Source organism: Gemmatimonadota bacterium, from assembly GCA_040388625.1.
Classification (GTDB): domain Bacteria; phylum Gemmatimonadota; class Gemmatimonadetes; order Gemmatimonadales; family Gemmatimonadaceae; genus Fen-1247.
The window spans coordinates 1-18,113 of record JAZKBK010000014.1 but is presented as its reverse complement, the minus strand read 5'-3'; the positions used below and the strand labels follow the sequence as shown (position 1 = coordinate 18,113).

Sequence of the window (18,113 nt, the reverse complement as noted above, 5' to 3'; positions counted from 1 at the left end):
TCATCGTCATGGAGGGCGAGGTTGCCACGCTCCAGATGCTGAGCGACTGGGACGCCGGCAAGCTCCAGCCGTACTATTACGGCGACAAGGCCGACGCGATGGATCTTGACGCCATCCCGTTCCCGGCGTGGGACCTGCTGCCGCACGACCACATTTACAATCACGGCTCGGCCGTGATGAAGCATGATTACTTCCCCAACGTTGTGCACCCAGACGCGTCGAGCGCCGTGATGTCGTTGATCGGCACACGCGGCTGCCCGTATAAGTGCACGTACTGCTCGACGCCGTGGATCGGGCAGAAGCCGCGCTATCGGTCGCCGCACAACATTATCACCGAAATGGGGATGGTGATCGACAAGGGTGTCCGTCAATTCAAATTTCAGGACGATACATATACTCTGCATCGCACAAAACTCCGCGAACTAGCCGAGGCGATCAAGAGTTCGTTCGGACCGGACGACTTCGCGTGCCGCATCCACACGCGCGTGAACACGATGGATGACCACGTCGCCGAGTCGCTCAAAATGATGAACACGAAGGTCACGTGCTTTGGCATCGAGAGCGGCAGCCAGAAGGTGCTCGACGCGAACAAGAAGGGCACGACCGTCAAGCAGAACACGGACGCGCTCATCAACGCGAAGAAGCACGGTTTTTACACCATTGGGTTCCTCGTCATCGGCATGAGCGGCGAAACGCCGGAGACGATCGAGGAGACGAAGCAATGGCTGCTCTCGGTCAAGCCGTACCTCGACTCCTGCAATGTCGCCGTCGGCATCCCCTATCCTGGCTCGCGCTGGTGGACGCACCCGCAGGAAAGCGGCATCGACATCGTCGACTACAACTACGACAACCAGTGGATCGTCGGGTTTTCGGCGCGCGACGAGATCCTCGTGAGGCCGCACGGCGCGACGGTCGACGACATGTTCGCGATGAAGAGCGATTTCTTCAAGTTCATGGTCGATCACGGCTGGGCGAAGGCCGAGTGGGACGAGGACAAGCGGATCCAGAAGCAGCAGGACGACGCGGCGGCGCACGGCGTGCTGACGACGTCCGGGTTCTCGGGGCATTGAGATTGATCATCGCCATAGTCAAGCACTTCAACTACCTGTTCTGGCACAAGGTCTACGTCTTCCGCGCGGGCGTGAAGCGAGGCGTGCCGCTGCGCCAGTTGCTCGTCCACGACTGGTCGAAGTTTCTTCCGTCGGAGTTCGTGCCGTATACGCGTCGCTTTTTCCTCGGGCGAGAAGATCCGGAGACTCAGCTGCAGTATGAATTGGCATTCGGACTGCATTGCTCCCGCAGCCCGCACCACTGGGAGCACTGGGTCGTCGACGGCTATCCGATGAAGATGCCCAGGCAGTTCGCGCTTGAGATGTTGGCCGATTGGGATGGCGCCGGCATGGCAAAGAACGGTAAAAATAACACGGTAGCCTGGTATCTGGCCAACCGCGAACATCTGATGTTGCACGTGCAGACGAGAGCGCTCATCGAGAATGAACTATTTCTTAAGCAAGAGTGTCCACACTGCAAGATGATCATTGGAAATAACGTCTCGGTGCTGACGAACGAAGACGGATGCTTGCCTGAAGACCAGCGAGTAGCATTGCTGACGTACATCGGCGAACTCCATGTGAGACACTCGTGAGGTTTAAGAAAGTCTCGGTGCTCGTACCGACGCGAGGCAGAGTCGAGCGGCTCAAGACGTTGCTCGAGTCGTTCGAGCAGACGACTGCCGGCAGAGCTGAACTGTGGTTTCGTGTCGATGACGATGACGTCAAGACGCAGAAGGCATTACGAAATCGTTCGTACGTCATCGGCCCGAGACTCGACGGATACAAGAGTACGCCGCACTTCTTCAACGAGTTGTACGCTGTCTGTAGCGGCGACGTGCTGATGGCAGGTAACGATGACATGGTGTTCAAGACTTTGGGGTGGGATGAGCGAATCCTCAAAGAGGCGGATTTATACCCGGAGGGTCTTTTTGACTTCGGCGTCTTGACCCATAACGCGCCGAACTTCCCGTTCGCGACGGTATCGAGAGCAGCCTGCGATGCCTTGGGGTTCTTCTTCGACCCACGATTCTTCTGGGGCGACATCTTCTGGCGTGACGTGATGTCGCATTTCGGTCGGGCCATTCCGCTCCCCTCGGTGCAGATTGATCACGACTGGGTCGGGTTCGAACCGGACAGGATCTTCGCAGCGGGAGAACGCACGCGCAGGGCGGATCACTCGCAATACCACGCAGTAGCAGTAGCAGAAGCAGTAGGAAAATTGGAGGCATTATGGTCCACGTCTGCATCCCGGTCTTGAGGCGATACGATCTCTTGCGCAACCTCTTGGAGTCGCTGAAGTCGAGCACCGTGCCCTATGAAGTGCACGTTCTCGACAACGGACGCGACGCTGTTCGGCTGAAGCAGGCCACGGCGTATTCCGTCGTCGATGTCTTCACGCCGAACAGGCCATTCGGCGTCGCCGCCTCCTGGAACTGGTTCATTGAGAACGTAGCCGAAGAGCGCGTCATCGTCAACGACGATGTGACGTTCGCGCCTGATTCTCTGGAACGGATGTCGATGACGCCCTACGACCTCGCGTGGTCGTACGAGGCGGGGTTCTCGTGCTTCCTGATCCGCGACGCGTGCGTGAAAACGGTTGGTCTGTTCGACGAGACGATCTCGCCGGATTACGCCTACTACGAGGACGAAGACTACATGCAGCGCGTCAACGGCAAGGGCACGAAGCCCTCCCTGATTGCGTGCGGGCACGTGGAGTGCGGCGTCCAGCACCCGGTCCAGAGCCAGACGCTAAAGGCGGCGACGCGCAAGGAACTGGGCGAGCACCACAAGAAGTTCATGCTCGCGCGCAGGAACTTCGCCGCGAAGTGGGGAGCGGAGGCGGTGCCGCGATGAAGCGTCAATCAGATCGTCGAAAGATCGAACGACGCGCTGGTAAGCGTGGGGTGACTGTTCGGGTTACAGACAAAGACCCGAATGACATCAAGAGAGTTCGTCGCGGTCGGCACGAAAGGAATCAGAAATGATCACCTTCATCGTCCCCACCATCGGCCGTCGCTCGCTGAAGTCGACGCTCCGCTCGATCGAGACGCTGCCCGGCGACGAGATCCTGGTCGTTGGCAACGTGGCTGGATTGAACGGCAACCGGCCCGAGGTTCGTTACGTACCATGCGCGCCTGGCAAGGACTGGGGACACAGCGAGCGGAACTTCGCGACGCCGATGGCAAAAGGCGACTACATCGCGCACATCGACGACGACGATCTCTACGTGCCAGGCACGCGGGCATTGATGCAAGACGCGATCGAGCAGACGCCAGATCGCCCAGTGCTGTTTCGCATGCAGTTCCCGAACGGCATCACGCTCTGGCACGACGAGGAGGTCCGCTGCGGCAACGTCGGGACGCCGATGTTCTTGATCCCGAACGTGCCCGAGAAGCTCGGCACGTGGCGGCCGTTCGTCGGAGGTGATTGCGCGTTCCTCGAAGAGTGCAAGTGGAGCGCGGAAGAGTTCGTGTGGAGGCCTGAGGTCACGGTGAGCCTCGGGCACAATACGTAGAAGGAGCAGAAGCAAATGGCAAAAGTACTAACTGGATTCGGGTTGTACAATGCGCTAAAGGTTGAGGGTTACACGTTGCCGGATGAGTGCGCTGACGTCGAGTTGCGCATTCCCGTCGACGGTGTCATGCAATTGGCGCTCATCGTCAACTTAACGGAAGTGACGCTTGCACAGGTCGGACGCGCCTTCATCCGTATGGCCGAGGGGGAGAGATCATGAAAAAACTCCTCTGGGTCGGCGACGACCCCGACAGCCCCAGCGGCTTCGGCGTGGCGACGAAGAAGATCCTCCAGTCCCTCGACTACCGCTTAGGCGGCCAGTATGACGTCGCGGTGCTCGGGATGAACGCGAAGGGAGACCCCGGCACGGTGCCCTACCACGTCTACCTCGCGGGCGTCGGCGGCGACGGCTTCGGCGTCAAGCGCATCGCGCAACTCGCCCATAAGGTGCAGGCGGACGTCATCGTCATCCAGCAGGACGGCTGGAACATCCAGGCGTACATCGAGCAGCTGCGACAGTTCAAGGAGACAAAGGACATTCCGGTCGTCGCGGCCGTCGCGGTCGACGGGAAGAACTTCAACGGAGAGTGGCTGCGCAACGTTAGCCACGCGATCTTCTGGACGCAGTTCGCGCTCGACGAGGCGCGCGAGGGTGGCTACCACGGACCGGCGTCTGTCATCCCACTCGGCGTCGACCTCGATACCTACAAGCCCCTCGACAAGACGGCGACGCGGAAGATGCACAACACCGCGCTCGCCGAGGTGCTCGGGAACGAGAAGAACTTCATCATCGGCAACGTGAACCGCAACCAGCCACGCAAGCGTTGGGATCTGACGATCCGCTACTTCGCCAAGTGGATCGAGGACAACAACATCAATAACGCGTGGCTCTATATGCACGCGGCGCCGACCGGCGACGCCAGTATCAACGTCATCGATCTGGCGCGCTACTACAACTGCCTCGATCGCACGCTTTACGTCGAAACGCCTATCTTCACCGGCATCACCGAAGAGAAGATGTGCAAGACGTACAACTGCTTCGACGTCTGCATCAGCACGACGCAGGGCGAGGGGATGGGACTGCCGGCGCTGGAGGCGATGGCGTGTGGCGTGCCGTGCCTTTTGCCTGACTGGTCGGCGTTTGGCGACTGGGCGAAGGACGCCGCCGTGCTCGTGCCGTGCACCTCGACGCATGTGGACTTTCCCTATGTAAACGTCATCGGCGGTGTCGTCGATGAGGTGGAGTTCATCGCGGAACTTGACAAGTTGTACCGCGACAGCAATTGGCGGATGCAGATCGGCGGGAACGGCCTGCGCCGGGTCAACGAGGAACGGTTCCGATGGGAGAGCATCGGGCAACGCTATGCGGTGATTGTCGAGGGGTTGCTTGCAGACGTCGAGGCGAAGAAGGCCGAAAAGACCGTCATCGAGCAGAACGAAGAACGTCACGAGGAGATGCAGAAGCGGCTCGTAGACCGACGGATGAAGATCATGAGCGGTGAGGTGTCTGCGTGAGTACCTTTATCCCTACTGGCGGCACAATTCAAAACATCAAGTATGCTGTTAGCTTCGATGTTACCTCAAATCTAAAACAGGCTCGATGTTCTTACTGCGGTAGATACGGTGAATTGGGCCAGTGCGAAGGGTGCGGCGCACCGAATCGTCCGATTAGGCAGTACGACGCTACGTGCTTTGGAGACCGCTGAATCTCATTTCATTGAGGTGCCTGCATGATGCACGGAGTCGCCGAGATGGTCGCGACGCTGAAGCGCATCGGGGACAAGTTCCCCGATCGCGTCGGCGCTGCGATTTACCAAGAGGCGCAGATCGAGATGACCGAGGCGAAGCGCCGCTGCCCAGTGGATACCGGCAAGCTGCGGTCTAGTGGTCAGGTCGCTCGCCCGGTGCGCGAGGGCAAGCGCATCTCGGTCACGCTGTCGTTCGGCGGAGCGGCGGCGCCGTACGCGATCTTCGTGCACGAGAACCTTGAAGCGAACCACTCCAGTCCGCCGTTCGGCGGCGGCCAGGCGAAGTTCCTCGAAAGCACGTTGAACGAGTCGGCCCCGCACATGGCCGCGCGCATCGCGGCGCGCATCGACCTAAACAAGGAGCGAGAGTGATGTGGATCTGGGTCATTTGCTCGGCGTGCGGCCTACGTTTTCATCGCCTCTGGCAGAGCGTCGCGGCCGATGAACTCCGGTGCTGGGAGTGCCAACGCTGATGCCTTTCCTCGACGAGATCGCAGCACGATTGGTCGCCCAAGGCGTCGGTACGATTGGTGCCAATATCTTCCTCGGGTCTAAAGCCGTTATTCCACCGGGCAATGGGCCATATCTGACGCTTATCGAAACGGGAGGTACGGCGCCGACTCGTGTGCAGAATAAGACGAGCGTCAATACGCAGCGACCGACGGCGCAAGTTGCCGTGCGAGCTAGACGCGATGATGGCACCGGTTACAATGTCGCACGAACGATGCTAAAGGCAGCATACGACGCGCTGGACGGTATATTCAACACGACCCTCAGCGGTACGTTTTACCAACGTATCGTTGTGCGACAAGAGCCGACGGGCATCGGACTCGATGCAAATGCGCGTCCAGTGATTGTTTTCAACATCGAAGCAGAGAAGAATCCAAGCTAGAAGCAGGAGCAGCGACAGAGACATCTCTTATACAGGAGAGTGACAGATGGCAATCAGTGCACACGGAACAGTCGTTGCTCGGGCTCCGGTCGCGACCCCGACGGTCTTCACGAACATCGCCGAGATGGGCGACGTCACGCCACCGGAACTCAGCCGCAATGAGTTCGACGCGACGACGCAAACCCTGAACATCGACACCTACGTGGTCGGCGTGCTGCGTCGCTCGGGCTTCACGATGAAGCTCAACGCGTTGCAGACCGACGCCTCGCAGGACCACCTGACCGGTCTCCTCAAGGCGATGATCACCGAGCCGCCGCCGGTCGACGGCTACCGGATCACGTTCCCGGACGGCATCGTCTGGGTGATGAGCGGCCAGGTGTCTCACTTCAAGAACATGTCGCCGGTCGACGGGCTGATGTCCGTCGAGGTGACGATCCGTCCGACCGGCAAGATGGTGATCGGCGGCATCGTCGTCGGCTAAAGCTGCCCCACGCAGCGCTGCTTCCCGCTCTGGCGGTCTCAGAGGAAGCAGCGTAGGAAGAGACCGCCCCGATTCAGAAGGAGGAGCAGCATGATGACGGTCAGGCACGTGGAGGCGGACGGAAGCGAACGCGTGTTCCAAGTCGAGTCCCTTGAACGAACGGTCGACGGCTCGCTGGTATTCGCCACGCACGAGAAGATCATGACGGGTAAGGTTTACATCATGAACGACGCGGGCAAGACCGTCGTGTCATGCGATTTCGACAAACAGAAGGAGCAGAAGCGATGACTGAAGCAGCATTGACCCAGATTGACTCGATGGACGAAATCCTGTCGTCAGACGACGTTGAGTTCGTGACCATCGAGGGCTTCACGAAGAACAAGCCATTCCGCATCGGCTCGCTGACGGCTGGCGATCTGATCGAATGGTCAGAGGCCAACGAGGGCGAGGCGAAGCGCACGGCTGGCTTGCGCCTTATCTGCAAGAGCCTCGTGAACAGCAAGAACGAGCGGTTTGCTTCTGACTCGAAGAACATCGCCGTCTTCCGACTGAAATCACACAAGGTCACCGAGCGCATTGTCAAGGAGATTCTGGCGCTGAACGGCATGGTCGTCAAGGACGCGGAGAAGGCAAAAAACGCCTGAGGCGAAGTGCCAGCCGCCGTTTCGCGTATCGTCTCGCGCTGACGACCGGAACGGCGGACGTCGACGGACTGCTTCGAACGATGACGGCGAGGCAGTTTCGCGATTGGATGCACTTCGCCGAGATTGAGCCGTTCACGTTCGACAGGGAACTTCGCGCCGACTTTCGTTCCGCGCAGATCGTGCAGGTGATCGCGAACGTGAATCGCGGTCCGAAGCAGAAGGCGTACACGCTCCAGGACTTCTTGCTGAAGTTCGACGACGCAAAACCGGAACGCAAGAAGACATGGCAGGAGATGCAGAAGGTGGCCTACATGATCGCTGCGGCGTACAACGCTGACGGGGTGACCAGCTAGTGGACATCGGGACGCTCACAGGCCAGATCGCGATCGAGGATCAGCTCACTGATCACCTGACCGAGATCGCGAACCACGTCAAGCACTTCGCCGACGAGTTCGAGGGCGCGATGGGGGCGATGGCGATCGGTGTCGGCGTCGCCGCCGCCGCGATCATCGGCCTGACGATCAGCGTCGTCGCGCTCGGCGAGGAAGGCTCCAAGATTATCGGCGTGGAGAACGCCTTTGATCGCCTGGCGGAGTCGGCGGGCACGACAGGCGACGCGTTGCGCGGAGGGCTGCTCGCGGGCATCAAGGGCACCATCGACGACATGCAGGCCATGCAGAGCACGACGAGGTTGCTCGGCTCCGGCATGCAGCTGACGGCGGACCAAGCGAACTTGATGGGCCGCGCGGCCCGCGAGCTGGGCAAGGCGACGGGCACCGACGCGGCGGGCGGCCTCAACATCCTTAGTGGCGCGTTGACGACCGGCCGCACGCGCCAGCTGCAAATGCAGGGCATCATTGTCGACACGGCTGCCGGTGAGAAGAAGTTCGCCGATTCTATCGGCACCACAGTCGAACAACTGAACGCGGCAGGCAAGCTCGAAGGCAAACGCATCGCCATCCTAGACGCGACAAAGACATACGTCGATAGGCTCGGGGAATCGCAGCTGAGTTTCGCCGAAAAGATCAAGCAGGGAGAGGTCGCGTTCGACGACTGGCTGGACGAGTTGCGCAAAGGCGTGGCGTCTTCCGCTGACGTCAACGCGGCGCTCGACGCCATCGGTGCCGCAGTCAGCGCGGCGTTCGGCGCGGACAAGCAGGGCATCACCGAGGCTCTTCTCGGCGGCATCAACGCGTTCGCCCGAGGCGTCACGGCCGTCGTCCCCTACGTCGTCGACTTCGCCCACGGCGTGAAGGACGCTTACGACTTCAGCATGCAGTTCTGGCCGGTCATCAAGCTCGCGGCTGAAGTGTTCATTGCCTATCAGGGAGCGCTGCTTCTTGCAGAGGCTGGAACATGGTTATTTACAGTAGCGACAACGGCGGCTAACGCGATCAGTGTTACGTATACTGCGACAACAGGATTGATGTCTGGTGGAGTAACGGCAGTATCCGGAGCTTTGGGAACGGCGACGTTGTCAGTTAATACATTCGCTCTTGCTGTCGGTGCACTCGTTGTCGGGTATAAGCTTGGTAGCTGGCTTGAGGAGAACGTTGCCTGGGTACGGAAGCTCAGCGATGGCGTGCAGTTTGTATCACTCATTTTTCAAGGCTTTAGTTCTACCGCAGCTGCCTCGATGGTCGCGACTAGCCATGTGACAGAAGAATCGATTAAGGCAGATAAAGCAACCAGTGACTGGGCTGCCTCTATCACGACAACGGTAGAAGGCTCTAAGATTCTATCTGATCAAGAAAAAGATACTGCCGCTGCTATAGACAAGCACAAGTTCACGACTGACAAGCTGACCGAGTCGCAGAAGAAGTACAACGAGGCATTGCTGGAGTATAACTCGAAGACTGGCGCAGATTATTTGGTCGTGATGGATAAGATTGGCGTCGCGATGTACGAGGGTATCGCCGCCGATCACGCACGAGGCGTCGGAGCCGAGACGCTTGCGCAGATCTATAAGACGAGCAAGTTTGTCATCGAGGACGTCATCGGCGCCGAAAAGAAGTGGGCGGAACTCAAGAAGGAGACGGCCGCCGTCCACAAGATCGAGACTGAGAATCTTTTCGGTTTGGAGAAGGCCATCGGTGCTGTTGACGATCGGGAGTTGAAGCTTCTGAAGACACAGCTTGCTCTTAACGAAGCGATGAAGATGGTCGAGAAGTCGATCCCACCAGTTGTCGATGGATTTAAGAGCGTTGTCCTTAATCTTGAAAATGTCGGGACAAAGTCCGATGAGATCGACAAGATCAAGCTAGGGTTTCAAATCGCTGACGAGGAGACAAAAAAGTTCAATGCGACACTGACAGGGCAGCTTCTGACGACGCTTAAGAGTATCCCACAGATCTTCTCGAATGCGTTTTCAGGCGGTGGCGGAGTGCTCGGTGCCATCGGAGCGCTCGGCTCGCAAATTGCTGGCGACTTCATGTCAGCATTTGAAAAAAAGTTATCTGCCGTAGCACCGAAAATCAAGGCAGCGTTGAGCGCATCTGTCGGCGCGGGCGTAGCTGGCACGTCAATCCTCGGGAACGTAGCTGGATTGAACAACACGACCAACACCATCATCGCTACCGGAACAGCGCTCGCCGGAGCAGCGATCTCGGCGACGGCGGCAACGGTAGGCATCGCCGGGTTCGCTGCAGGAAGCGTCGGAGCGACGGTTGCTGCCGGTGCTATGACTCTCGGCATCGGCGCAGCGGCGGTCGGTGTGGCGCTTCTCATCAAACACTTCACCGGCTTGAGTGCCGACGTCAAGCAGGCGCGTGCCGACGTGATTAAGTTCCAGGATGCGATGGGCGGCGTGCAGGGAACAATCAACACTGTTGGAGAAGCATTCGCTCGACTCGGACTATCTGGTGATCAAGCCCAGGCAGCTCTCAAGGCCATGTGGAATACCGATGCCGGTGCAGCCGCTGTCGACAAGGCGATCGGCGACATTACGGACAAGATCCAGCGCGCGGCGTTCGTCACCAATATCCTCGATGGCGATTTTACGAATGCCTTGAATGCTGGACTTGCGATGGGCGCAAAATTGCCACCAGCATTGCAAGCAAGTCTTCAGAAGCTAGACGATATGGGCGTTTTGACAAATAACGCCAAGTCAGCGTTTGACGCGCTGACGGGGAGCACTGGCGTCAGTTTCAAGTCGATGAGCGACATCGCCTCGAAGTATGGCAACGATCTGACGTCCCTCGGACCGAAGTTCGAGGCGGCAAAGATCAGCGACACGGCCGCCGGAATCATCAACGACTTCGACACGCTGCAGCGCGGACTCGACGACACCGACGAGGCACTCCGCATTATGCGGAAGCCGATCAACGATCTCGTGAACGACTCACTGCAGTTCGGAACGGCGATCCCTGCGAACATGCAGCCGTGGGTCGATCAACTGGAGAAGACCAACCAGCTGACGGATACGAATGGAAACTTGCTGACTGACCTGTCAGGGTTGAAGTTCGCCGATCCGATTAAGACGCAGTTCCAGATCCTCATCGACAAGATTTCTGAACTCGTCGACAAAATCTCTGGGTCGAACGGTCTGACGGCGAGCCTCAACAACATCCCCTCGAAGGTCACGACAGAAGTCGAAACCGTCCACACGGACGTCTACAACAGCGTCCTCCCAGGAGACCAAGCGTACGCCGCAATGGGCGGTCGCGTGACCGCCACCGGCATCTCGTACTTCGCCACCGGCACGGACAACGTGCTCACGCCGAACTTCACCCCGCAAGGCACCGACGTCGTACCGGCGATGCTCACGCCCGGCGAGTCCGTCCAGAGCGTCTCCGACACGAACTCGACGGCCGTGAACATCAAGTCGCTCGCCGAGCAGCAGCGCACGATGGCGGCGACGTTGAAGATGATAGCGATACGTGACCGTGAGTTCCCACGCACCCTGACGCGCGTCATGCGCGACGTGATGGCCTCATGAGTCCACTAGGCACCGATCCGCTTGGTACGACGCCGCTTGGCGATTCGTCGTCAGGCTCGGGTCCGGCTCCACCTACGCTCTCTGCGCAGTTCAGCATCGAGGTGGAGATCGTCGGCGTCTTCGTCGACATCACGCAGGACGTGCTCATCCCGACCGAGATCCACATCCAGACTGGACTGAGCGGCGGGACGCCGAAGGATCTTGTTGCGCCGACGGGGACTGGCGCTTTTGGCATGGCCAACGGCGAGTCGAACAGCGCTGGACTAAGGGGCTACTATTCGCCGTTCAACGTCAACAAGCGTGCAGGCTGGGGATTCGGCTTGCGCTGCCGCATTCGATTCTACGATCCGGCTGTCGCGCGGTGGATTACGCGTCTGGTCGGAAAGATCGACGTCATCGATCCGATCTCCGGCATCCACAACGAGCGTATCGCCATGGTTACGATCGTCGATTGGATGGACGTTGCAGCTCAGTGGTCACTGACGACAGACGTTGGCGAGCAAGTCGGCAAGCGATCGGATGAAATCTACGCAGCCATCGTTGCGGCGATGCCAGAGCAGCCAGAGGCAACAAACTTTGACGGTGGCACGAGTGCCTATCCGTGGGCACTAACGCAGGCCGGAGTCAACCAGGTGGCGCTGGCTGCCTTCGGAGACGTGGCTGCCAGCGAGCAGGGATCGATCTACATCGCAGCGGACGGCACGCTGCGCGGCGAGTCGCGGCATACGCGGCTCCTCCACACGACGCCAGACTGGGTGCTAACAGATGCCGACATCTCCGAGGTCGAAGCACCGAGTGCGCGTGCCGACATCGTCAATGCCGTCTACGTGACCGTTCACCCAAAGGTGGTCGACGAAGCACCAACGACCGTCGTCTATGCGATGGCTGACCCGATCCTCGTGCAGGCAGGCGAAACGAAGACGTTCCAGGCGACGTATCGCGACCCGGTGACCGGCGACGCGATCGGCGCGACCGACGTGCAGCCACAGGACATCGCTACCTACATGGACTACTCGGCCAATTCCGTGCAGGATGGGACCGGGACCGACGTCACGGCAGACTTCACGATCATCGTCACGGCGGTCGCGAGCAATGCGGAGTTTGCCGTCACCAACGGCGGCGCGTCTTCATCGTATCTGCGGACGAACAAGCTGCGCGGACGCGCCATCAAGGATCACGGCACCCTGACGGCCAGTGCGCTCGATGCGCCGAGCATCGCTGCGAACGGCATCAGGCCGCTGCGGATCGACATGCCGTTCGAAGCGAGTTTCGAGGTGGGACAGGCGGCGGCCGACTACTACCTCGCCAAGTATTTGACATCGATCGCGAATGCACGCACCGTGATGGTCCACGGAACGACGTCCGACCGCCTGACGCACATCCTCGCGACCGACGTCAGCAGCCGTTTGCAGATCGTCGAGACGATGACCGGTGTTGCCAACGACTATTTCGTCAACGGCATCACGCTGACTGTCGATGCCGATCGGTGGGTGTCGGCAACGTACGTATTGACTCCGGCGACCGACCCGTTCGGTGGGAACTATTTCATCCTCGGCACGAGCGCGTTGGACTCTGCGGCAGTACTGATTCCATTCTGAAGGATTTTAAATGAGCCTGTGGACAGCGATCAAGAATTGGACGGCATCGCCACTCTCGGTCGCCGACATGCAGACGTACGTCAGCGAGAACACGAACTACCTCAAGGAGCAATCCGATCTCTGCGCGAAGCGTCATGCGCGTGTCACTACACTAACTACAGTTATCAACACGGTAGCTGAGACAGCGCTGTTCACCGACACGATCGTTGGAAATACTCTTGGCACAGATGGGATATATGACCTTGACGCCTTCGGCGATCTCTTGAATGATACTGGTGTTGTTCACGATATCACCATCCGAGTTCGTCTCGGCGGGCTCGCCGGAACGGTGTTATTCACCGCGACTGCGTTGAACGTTAATACAAGTGCAAGTCGCAGTGCTTGGCAGCTGCACCAACGCATTATTATGGCCGGGGCTACAAACGCGCAACGCGCTAGCGGTTCACTTGTCCTCGGCGGTGTAGCTGACCTCAATGCGGTTGGTGTAGCTCCAAATCGTGACGCGGTCGGAGGAGGTGGCGGCGGTCTTCTGTTGATGGGCGGACTTCCGTTCAACGCTGTACACAATGCGTCAGCAGTCGACATGACGGCGAATCAAGACGTCGTCGTGACAGCGCAACTCGGAACACCGAGCTTGTCGATGTACGTCAGACTTCATGGTGCGACCGCCTTTGTGATCTGAGGGAAATGATGAAACGTAGTCTAGTAGTATTGCTGTTTGTGCTTGTGTCTGTCCTGCCAGCGTCGGCGCTGGACTGCTTCGTGAACTTCGGCCTCGTCACTGTGTCGACCGGCTACAATGCATCGGCCACGACGGTCGTGCTCAGCTCGGGAGAAGGCGCGCACCTACCGGCAGGCTGCGCCTTCAACGCCGTCTGGTACGACTCGACGAGTTACGCGAGCGCGCTGTCTGACCCGAACAAGGAGATCGTACGCGTCACCAATCGTTCGACCGATACGCTGACGATCGTTCGAGGGCAGGAGAGCACGACCGGCGTCGCGCACAACACGGCAGGCCACGTCTATAAGATGGACGCGACGATCACGGCGAAGACGTTTGCCGAGATTTTCTTGAACTCTGACGCCGCGAAGTTCAACTACTACGGCGGCACGAATGCCGGGAATCTGACGGCGACTGGGACGGACAACACGGCGTTTGGCTACGCCGCGCTGCACAACTTGACGACTGGTACGAACAACACGGCCTTCGGCTTCGACGCGGGTCTCGGCAACGCCGACGGGGCGAACAATAGTTTCTTTGGAGTGAACGCCTGCGCGACGAACACGTCAGGCTTCAGCCTGACGTGCCTAGGATATAATGCAGGCGCAGCGAACACAAACGGTGCCTCAAACGTGTACATCGGCACTCGGGCGATGGAGACTGAGACGACGAGCAGTTTCAACGTGGCGGTTGGATCATTCGCGGGTCAGATTGAGACCGGGCAAGCTGATACGTACCTCGGGTACAAGTCGGGGTTCGTCAGTACCGGTGGTGATAGGAACACCTACGTTGGGAACTCGGCGGCGTTCACCTCGACGACCGGCGACGATAACGTGGTCATTGGCTACAATGCCGGGAATGGCGTCACGACAGGGACTGCGAACACGATCATCGGCGCGAACATCACTGGGTTAACGACCACCCTCTCGAACAACGTCATCCTGGCTAATGGCAGCGGGACACAGGTGCTCGACGTTGATAATGCTGGCCAGTGGCGGATTGGAAGCGGCGGCACGGCTGGCCTCGGTTCCGGTGGACTGAACGTCTCGATCGTCGGCGGATCGACAGGCGGCAACTACACGGCCTCCTCGACGGCGACAGCCTCAACGACCTTCCTCGGCGGACTGGAGTTCGGCACGACAGGGACGGCCGGAGGCGAGAAGCGTGGCGGCGGCATCTATAATGTCTTGTCGGCGACCTCTGGAACGAACATCACGGCGGACTGGCGATTCTACACGACCAACGGCGGCACGATCGCCGAACGCTGGCGGATGCCGGCTGCGGGCGGCCTCGTCGCCGGGACGGCGAAGATTCTCTTGCAGGGAACGGGGACCGGCGCGTCCCAGCTCGCCGTGGCGCAGACGACGGCGCCAACGTGCACGAGCAACTGTGGCACCTCGCCGAGCGTCGTCGGCAGCGACACGTTCATGCTTGTCACGATGGGCTCGTCTGGCTCTCCGGCTTCTGGATTCGTCGTTACGTTCAACGGGACCTGGGCTGCGGCGCCAGCCTGCACGGCGTCGATGGCGAAGGCCGGCATGGTCGTCGGGAAGCTGCCGCTGACCGTGGTCACGACGACCACCACGATCACGGTGGTCACGAACGGCACGGCGCCGAGCACGACCGACGTTTACGCGTTTACTTGTGGAGGCGTACAGTAACATGGACATCACGATTCACACCGACCACGGAGTTTCGACCTTGCACCTCCACATCGACTCTGGGAGCGCGAACCAGAAGATCGATTTACTAACCGCGCGCGTGAGCGCCCTAGAGGCGCAGGTACTTCAAATGACAGCAGATGAACAGACAGCTTTGGATTCAGTGAACGCGAAAATCGTCGCGCTCGTCGCGAAGGACGACGCGATGACGGCAGCGCTGCAGACCAACACGTCGGTTCTGCAGGGTCTCTCGGCAGAGATCGCCGCGCTCAAGCAACAGGCCACCGACCCGCAGGTGGTCGCCGGGCTCACCGCCATCGGCGAGAAGCTCGACACTCACATCGCCGCTGTTACCGCGCAGGTCGCGCAACTGCAGGGCGACGACGCGGCCAACGCCCCGACGTAAGGAGAAACGATCATGTGGACGCGCGCAGCGGCAATAGTGCCTTTGCTCTTACTCGCGGCGCCGCTGCGCGCGCAGACGGCGACGGCTTCGTGGAATCAGAATCCCGAGCCCGACGTCATCGGCTATAAGCTGTCGTTCGGGACCGTCAGCCACGCCTATACGACGGTCGTCGACGTGCCCGGTCGCGTGACGTCGGTCGTCGTGACTGGATTGCCAATCGGCACGCGGACGTACTTTGCCCTCCAGGCGTACAACGCGACGATTACAGGCCCATACTCCGTTGAGGTGTCGTTCGACGTACCAGGCACGGATCCATGCGCGTATCCGCTCGGGTCGAAGGCCGTCCTAATCTTTCCGACTGGGAAACTGAACAAGACGGGAACAGGCGGACCCGGGACGATCGCCTACATTAGCTTCAGGACGGCGTCGCCAAACTCTCCGATCGTGTTTGCGTCGATCAAGGCGAACGGCGTCGACGTACCTGACAGCATCATGACAGGAGACAACTTGCACGCCAGCGGCTCCCTCTGGTTCACGATGCCGCCCGGCCCGGCGACCTACGTGTTCAGCATCTTCGCTCGCAACCTGGCTGGTTGCTCGAGAGAACAATCGACGGGATTCACGGTCACCTTTCCATAGGATTCAAACATGAGATACATCTTCAATGTCGCGGATGCCGTTCCGCACTACCAACGAATCACGACGCAATTGTCGCAGGCTGCACCTGGCAAGACGCTCGTCTTTCGCAACGGCGTGGCGATGGTCGTCCAGCCAGACGGCGTGGTCCGTGACCTGCGTTCGTGGGAGACGGCCGACTCGCCGTGGTGTCAGGCGACGTTGAGCGGAGACGTCCTGGTCTACGACTCGGACGGCGGGCCAGGATTCAACTCGGTCGTGGTAATGTTCAGGCTCGTATGAAGTCCAGCAGCCTCATCCTGCTCGGAGGGAAGACGAAACCCACGCCGCCTCCTCTGGTCCCGAGGGCACCACTTGGACCGCTTCCGCAGCCAGTCAACTACGACCACGTCTTGACGTCCGCGCCGCTGAGCGGACCTGACCTCTACTTCTATCGGGGTCAGTTCTGCGGCCTGCGCGTCAAGGGCGCACCGGTCGTGGCTGGCTCGAATGCATCTAATCCTGAGTGCGTGATGGCCGCGCTTCTCGACAACTATCCGGACTGGGTGGTCGAGGAGTTCTTGCGCCTCTACTGCGGCTACGGCTACACGCACCTGCAGCGAAGCTTGAGCCACGCGCTCTACTACGTTGGGTTCGAACGCTTCAAGGCCGTGTCACGAAAGGCGCAGGGCGTCGGCCTGTTCCTCGACGTCTGGTTCATCGCGAACGAGTTTCCCGGCTTCCAATTCAACCAGGACGCCTCGTTCTGGAAGCCGCTGCTCGATCCATACATCGACGCGCTGCTCGGCGAATGGTTGATCGACCAAGTGTGCCCATGCTGGCAGATGGATCAGATCATGAACGATGCGCCGGGCAACGCGACGATCTCGATCATCGCGTACGTCGCTGATCGTATGCCGCAGTCCGTGCCGATCTATACGCACTGGATTCGAGACGCGATGGCTTGGTGGAAGACTGGCGGCGAGACGTGGAACGACGCGTACCAGTCGACGTTTGTCCACGATCGCTTCTCATGGTGGACGGCGATGCAACCGTACCTGACTGGCGGGCACTACCAGGGCGACACACACATGGCGCGCACCGACCCAGCGACCTACCAGGGACACATCCGGGATACGCTGAATCCGTTCAACGACGGGAGGATGGGCCTATCGCAGAGGAATGGACGTAACGCGCCGTTCGCAATAACGAACTTCGAATGTTCGGCGCAGGACCAATTCGACGGGACGTGCGGCGAGGACGAAGGAGACCTTGTTGGCTTCATCCACACGTGCACGATCAGCGACGGATCGGGCGGCGTGATGGCTGGGTATGGGAACGGAGCGCGGATGCCGGATGGCAAGGCACTGTGAATGTATAAAGACTGAGTTTCTTATACACTATACAGAGGAACTGACGAGGACTGGCCAGGAACGATTCGGCAGGATTTGAATAGTAACAGAAGGGACCGGCTCAGTTCGTTTAACCTGGCCGGTCCTCGTAAGCCTGAAAACCCCCTCGACCTACCTCTTCGCCACCACCGACGTCAACCCTCTGATCATCGCTTCGAGGGTCGCCTTCTTCCGTCGCTGATTCGCCAGATCGGTGCTCAGCGCGGCAATGGCGCCCTCCACCTCGCTGGCTTCGAACTCCAGGACGCGGCGCTTGCTGTTGATCGTAACCGTGTGCTGGTGCGCCCAGTCTTGGGCGACGGAGTCGGCGAGTGCTTGCTTGGGTTGGTTCTTCTTTGGCATGTCTGCTCCTTTTTAATACGACCCCGACCCCGACCCCGACCGCGACCCCGACCACGACCCCGACCCCGACCGCGACCCCGACCACGACCC

22 protein-coding genes are annotated in these 18,113 nt (G+C 59.7%); 21 read left to right on the top strand and 1 reads right to left on the bottom strand.

Features of this window, described 5'->3' with window-relative positions; all coding sequences use genetic code 11:
- From V4529_17230 to V4529_17130, 21 genes are all read left to right on the top strand, one after another.
- The coding region (locus V4529_17230; GenBank protein ID MES2360087.1) for a radical SAM protein at positions 1 to 1,070 on the top strand (1,070 nt) is incomplete at its 5' end.
- 2 nt (positions 1,071 to 1,072) lie between these two features.
- Positions 1,073 to 1,645 (top strand): DUF5662 family protein, encoded by a 573-nt coding sequence (locus tag V4529_17225; protein ID MES2360086.1) that lies wholly within the window; start codon positions 1,073 to 1,075, stop codon positions 1,643 to 1,645.
- Positions 1,642 to 2,310, top strand: coding sequence for a glycosyltransferase family A protein (locus V4529_17220; protein ID MES2360085.1), 669 nt, complete (start codon positions 1,642 to 1,644; stop codon positions 2,308 to 2,310). Before V4529_17225 ends, V4529_17220 begins: the two co-directional genes overlap by 4 nt.
- A 14-nt stretch (positions 2,311 to 2,324) precedes the next feature.
- Entirely contained in the window at positions 2,325 to 2,906 is a 582-nt protein-coding gene (locus tag V4529_17215) for a hypothetical protein (GenBank protein MES2360084.1), read from the top strand.
- 127 nt (positions 2,907 to 3,033) lie between these two features.
- Entirely contained in the window at positions 3,034 to 3,567 is a 534-nt protein-coding gene (locus V4529_17210; protein ID MES2360083.1) for a glycosyltransferase family A protein, read from the top strand.
- Between the two features lie 15 nt (positions 3,568 to 3,582).
- Positions 3,583 to 3,786 carry a hypothetical protein gene (locus V4529_17205; GenBank protein MES2360082.1) on the top strand — a complete coding sequence of 68 codons (204 nt, stop codon included), beginning with the start codon at positions 3,583 to 3,585 and terminating at the stop codon, positions 3,784 to 3,786.
- Entirely contained in the window at positions 3,783 to 5,081 is a 1,299-nt protein-coding gene (locus V4529_17200) for a glycosyltransferase (GenBank protein ID MES2360081.1), read from the top strand. The genes V4529_17205 and V4529_17200 overlap by 4 nt, the downstream gene beginning before the upstream one ends.
- A 236-nt stretch (positions 5,082 to 5,317) precedes the next feature.
- Positions 5,318 to 5,686: an HK97 gp10 family phage protein gene (locus V4529_17195; GenBank protein ID MES2360080.1), complete on the top strand. Its 369-nt coding sequence runs from the start codon at positions 5,318 to 5,320 to the stop codon at positions 5,684 to 5,686.
- A gap of 88 nt (positions 5,687 to 5,774) precedes the next feature.
- Positions 5,775 to 6,206: a minor capsid protein gene (locus V4529_17190; GenBank protein ID MES2360079.1), complete on the top strand. Its 432-nt coding sequence runs from the start codon at positions 5,775 to 5,777 to the stop codon at positions 6,204 to 6,206.
- 46 nt (positions 6,207 to 6,252) lie between these two features.
- The gene (locus V4529_17185) at positions 6,253 to 6,687 is read left to right on the top strand and encodes a phage tail tube protein (protein MES2360078.1); all 435 of its coding nucleotides are present in this window, start codon (positions 6,253 to 6,255) and stop codon (positions 6,685 to 6,687) included.
- 93 nt (positions 6,688 to 6,780) lie between these two features.
- Positions 6,781 to 6,975: a hypothetical protein gene (locus V4529_17180; protein MES2360077.1), complete on the top strand. Its 195-nt coding sequence runs from the start codon at positions 6,781 to 6,783 to the stop codon at positions 6,973 to 6,975.
- The gene (locus tag V4529_17175; GenBank protein ID MES2360076.1) at positions 6,972 to 7,331 is read left to right on the top strand and encodes a hypothetical protein; all 360 of its coding nucleotides are present in this window, start codon (positions 6,972 to 6,974) and stop codon (positions 7,329 to 7,331) included. Before V4529_17180 ends, V4529_17175 begins: the two co-directional genes overlap by 4 nt.
- A gap of 80 nt (positions 7,332 to 7,411) precedes the next feature.
- Positions 7,412 to 7,684: a DUF4035 domain-containing protein gene (locus tag V4529_17170; GenBank protein ID MES2360075.1), complete on the top strand. Its 273-nt coding sequence runs from the start codon at positions 7,412 to 7,414 to the stop codon at positions 7,682 to 7,684.
- Positions 7,684 to 11,268, top strand: a complete 3,585-nt coding sequence (locus V4529_17165; protein ID MES2360074.1) for a hypothetical protein — start codon at positions 7,684 to 7,686, stop codon at positions 11,266 to 11,268. The genes V4529_17170 and V4529_17165 overlap by 1 nt, the downstream gene beginning before the upstream one ends.
- Positions 11,265 to 12,866 carry a hypothetical protein gene (locus V4529_17160; protein ID MES2360073.1) on the top strand — a complete coding sequence of 534 codons (1,602 nt, stop codon included), beginning with the start codon at positions 11,265 to 11,267 and terminating at the stop codon, positions 12,864 to 12,866. The genes V4529_17165 and V4529_17160 overlap by 4 nt, the downstream gene beginning before the upstream one ends.
- Positions 12,867 to 12,876: 10 nt before the next feature.
- A complete protein-coding gene (locus V4529_17155; GenBank protein MES2360072.1) occupies positions 12,877 to 13,548 on the top strand; it encodes a hypothetical protein in 672 nt (223 codons plus the stop codon).
- A gap of 8 nt (positions 13,549 to 13,556) precedes the next feature.
- Positions 13,557 to 15,248 (top strand): hypothetical protein, encoded by a 1,692-nt coding sequence (locus V4529_17150; GenBank protein ID MES2360071.1) that lies wholly within the window; start codon positions 13,557 to 13,559, stop codon positions 15,246 to 15,248.
- 130 nt (positions 15,249 to 15,378) lie between these two features.
- Positions 15,379 to 15,654, top strand: a complete 276-nt coding sequence (locus tag V4529_17145; protein MES2360070.1) for a hypothetical protein — start codon at positions 15,379 to 15,381, stop codon at positions 15,652 to 15,654.
- Between the two features lie 12 nt (positions 15,655 to 15,666).
- A complete protein-coding gene (locus V4529_17140) occupies positions 15,667 to 16,293 on the top strand; it encodes a fibronectin type III domain-containing protein (GenBank protein ID MES2360069.1) in 627 nt (208 codons plus the stop codon).
- A gap of 9 nt (positions 16,294 to 16,302) precedes the next feature.
- Entirely contained in the window at positions 16,303 to 16,572 is a 270-nt protein-coding gene (locus V4529_17135) for a hypothetical protein (GenBank protein MES2360068.1), read from the top strand.
- Positions 16,573 to 16,682: 110 nt separating this feature from the next.
- Complete coding sequence (locus V4529_17130; GenBank protein MES2360067.1) at positions 16,683 to 17,642, top strand: hypothetical protein; 960 nt, start codon at positions 16,683 to 16,685, stop codon at positions 17,640 to 17,642.
- Between the two features lie 150 nt (positions 17,643 to 17,792).
- Here the strand turns inward: V4529_17130 and V4529_17125 are convergent, their stop codons facing one another.
- Positions 17,793 to 18,023 (bottom strand): hypothetical protein, encoded by a 231-nt coding sequence (locus V4529_17125; protein ID MES2360066.1) that lies wholly within the window; start codon positions 18,021 to 18,023, stop codon positions 17,793 to 17,795.
- Positions 18,024 to 18,113: the final 90 nt, after the last annotated feature.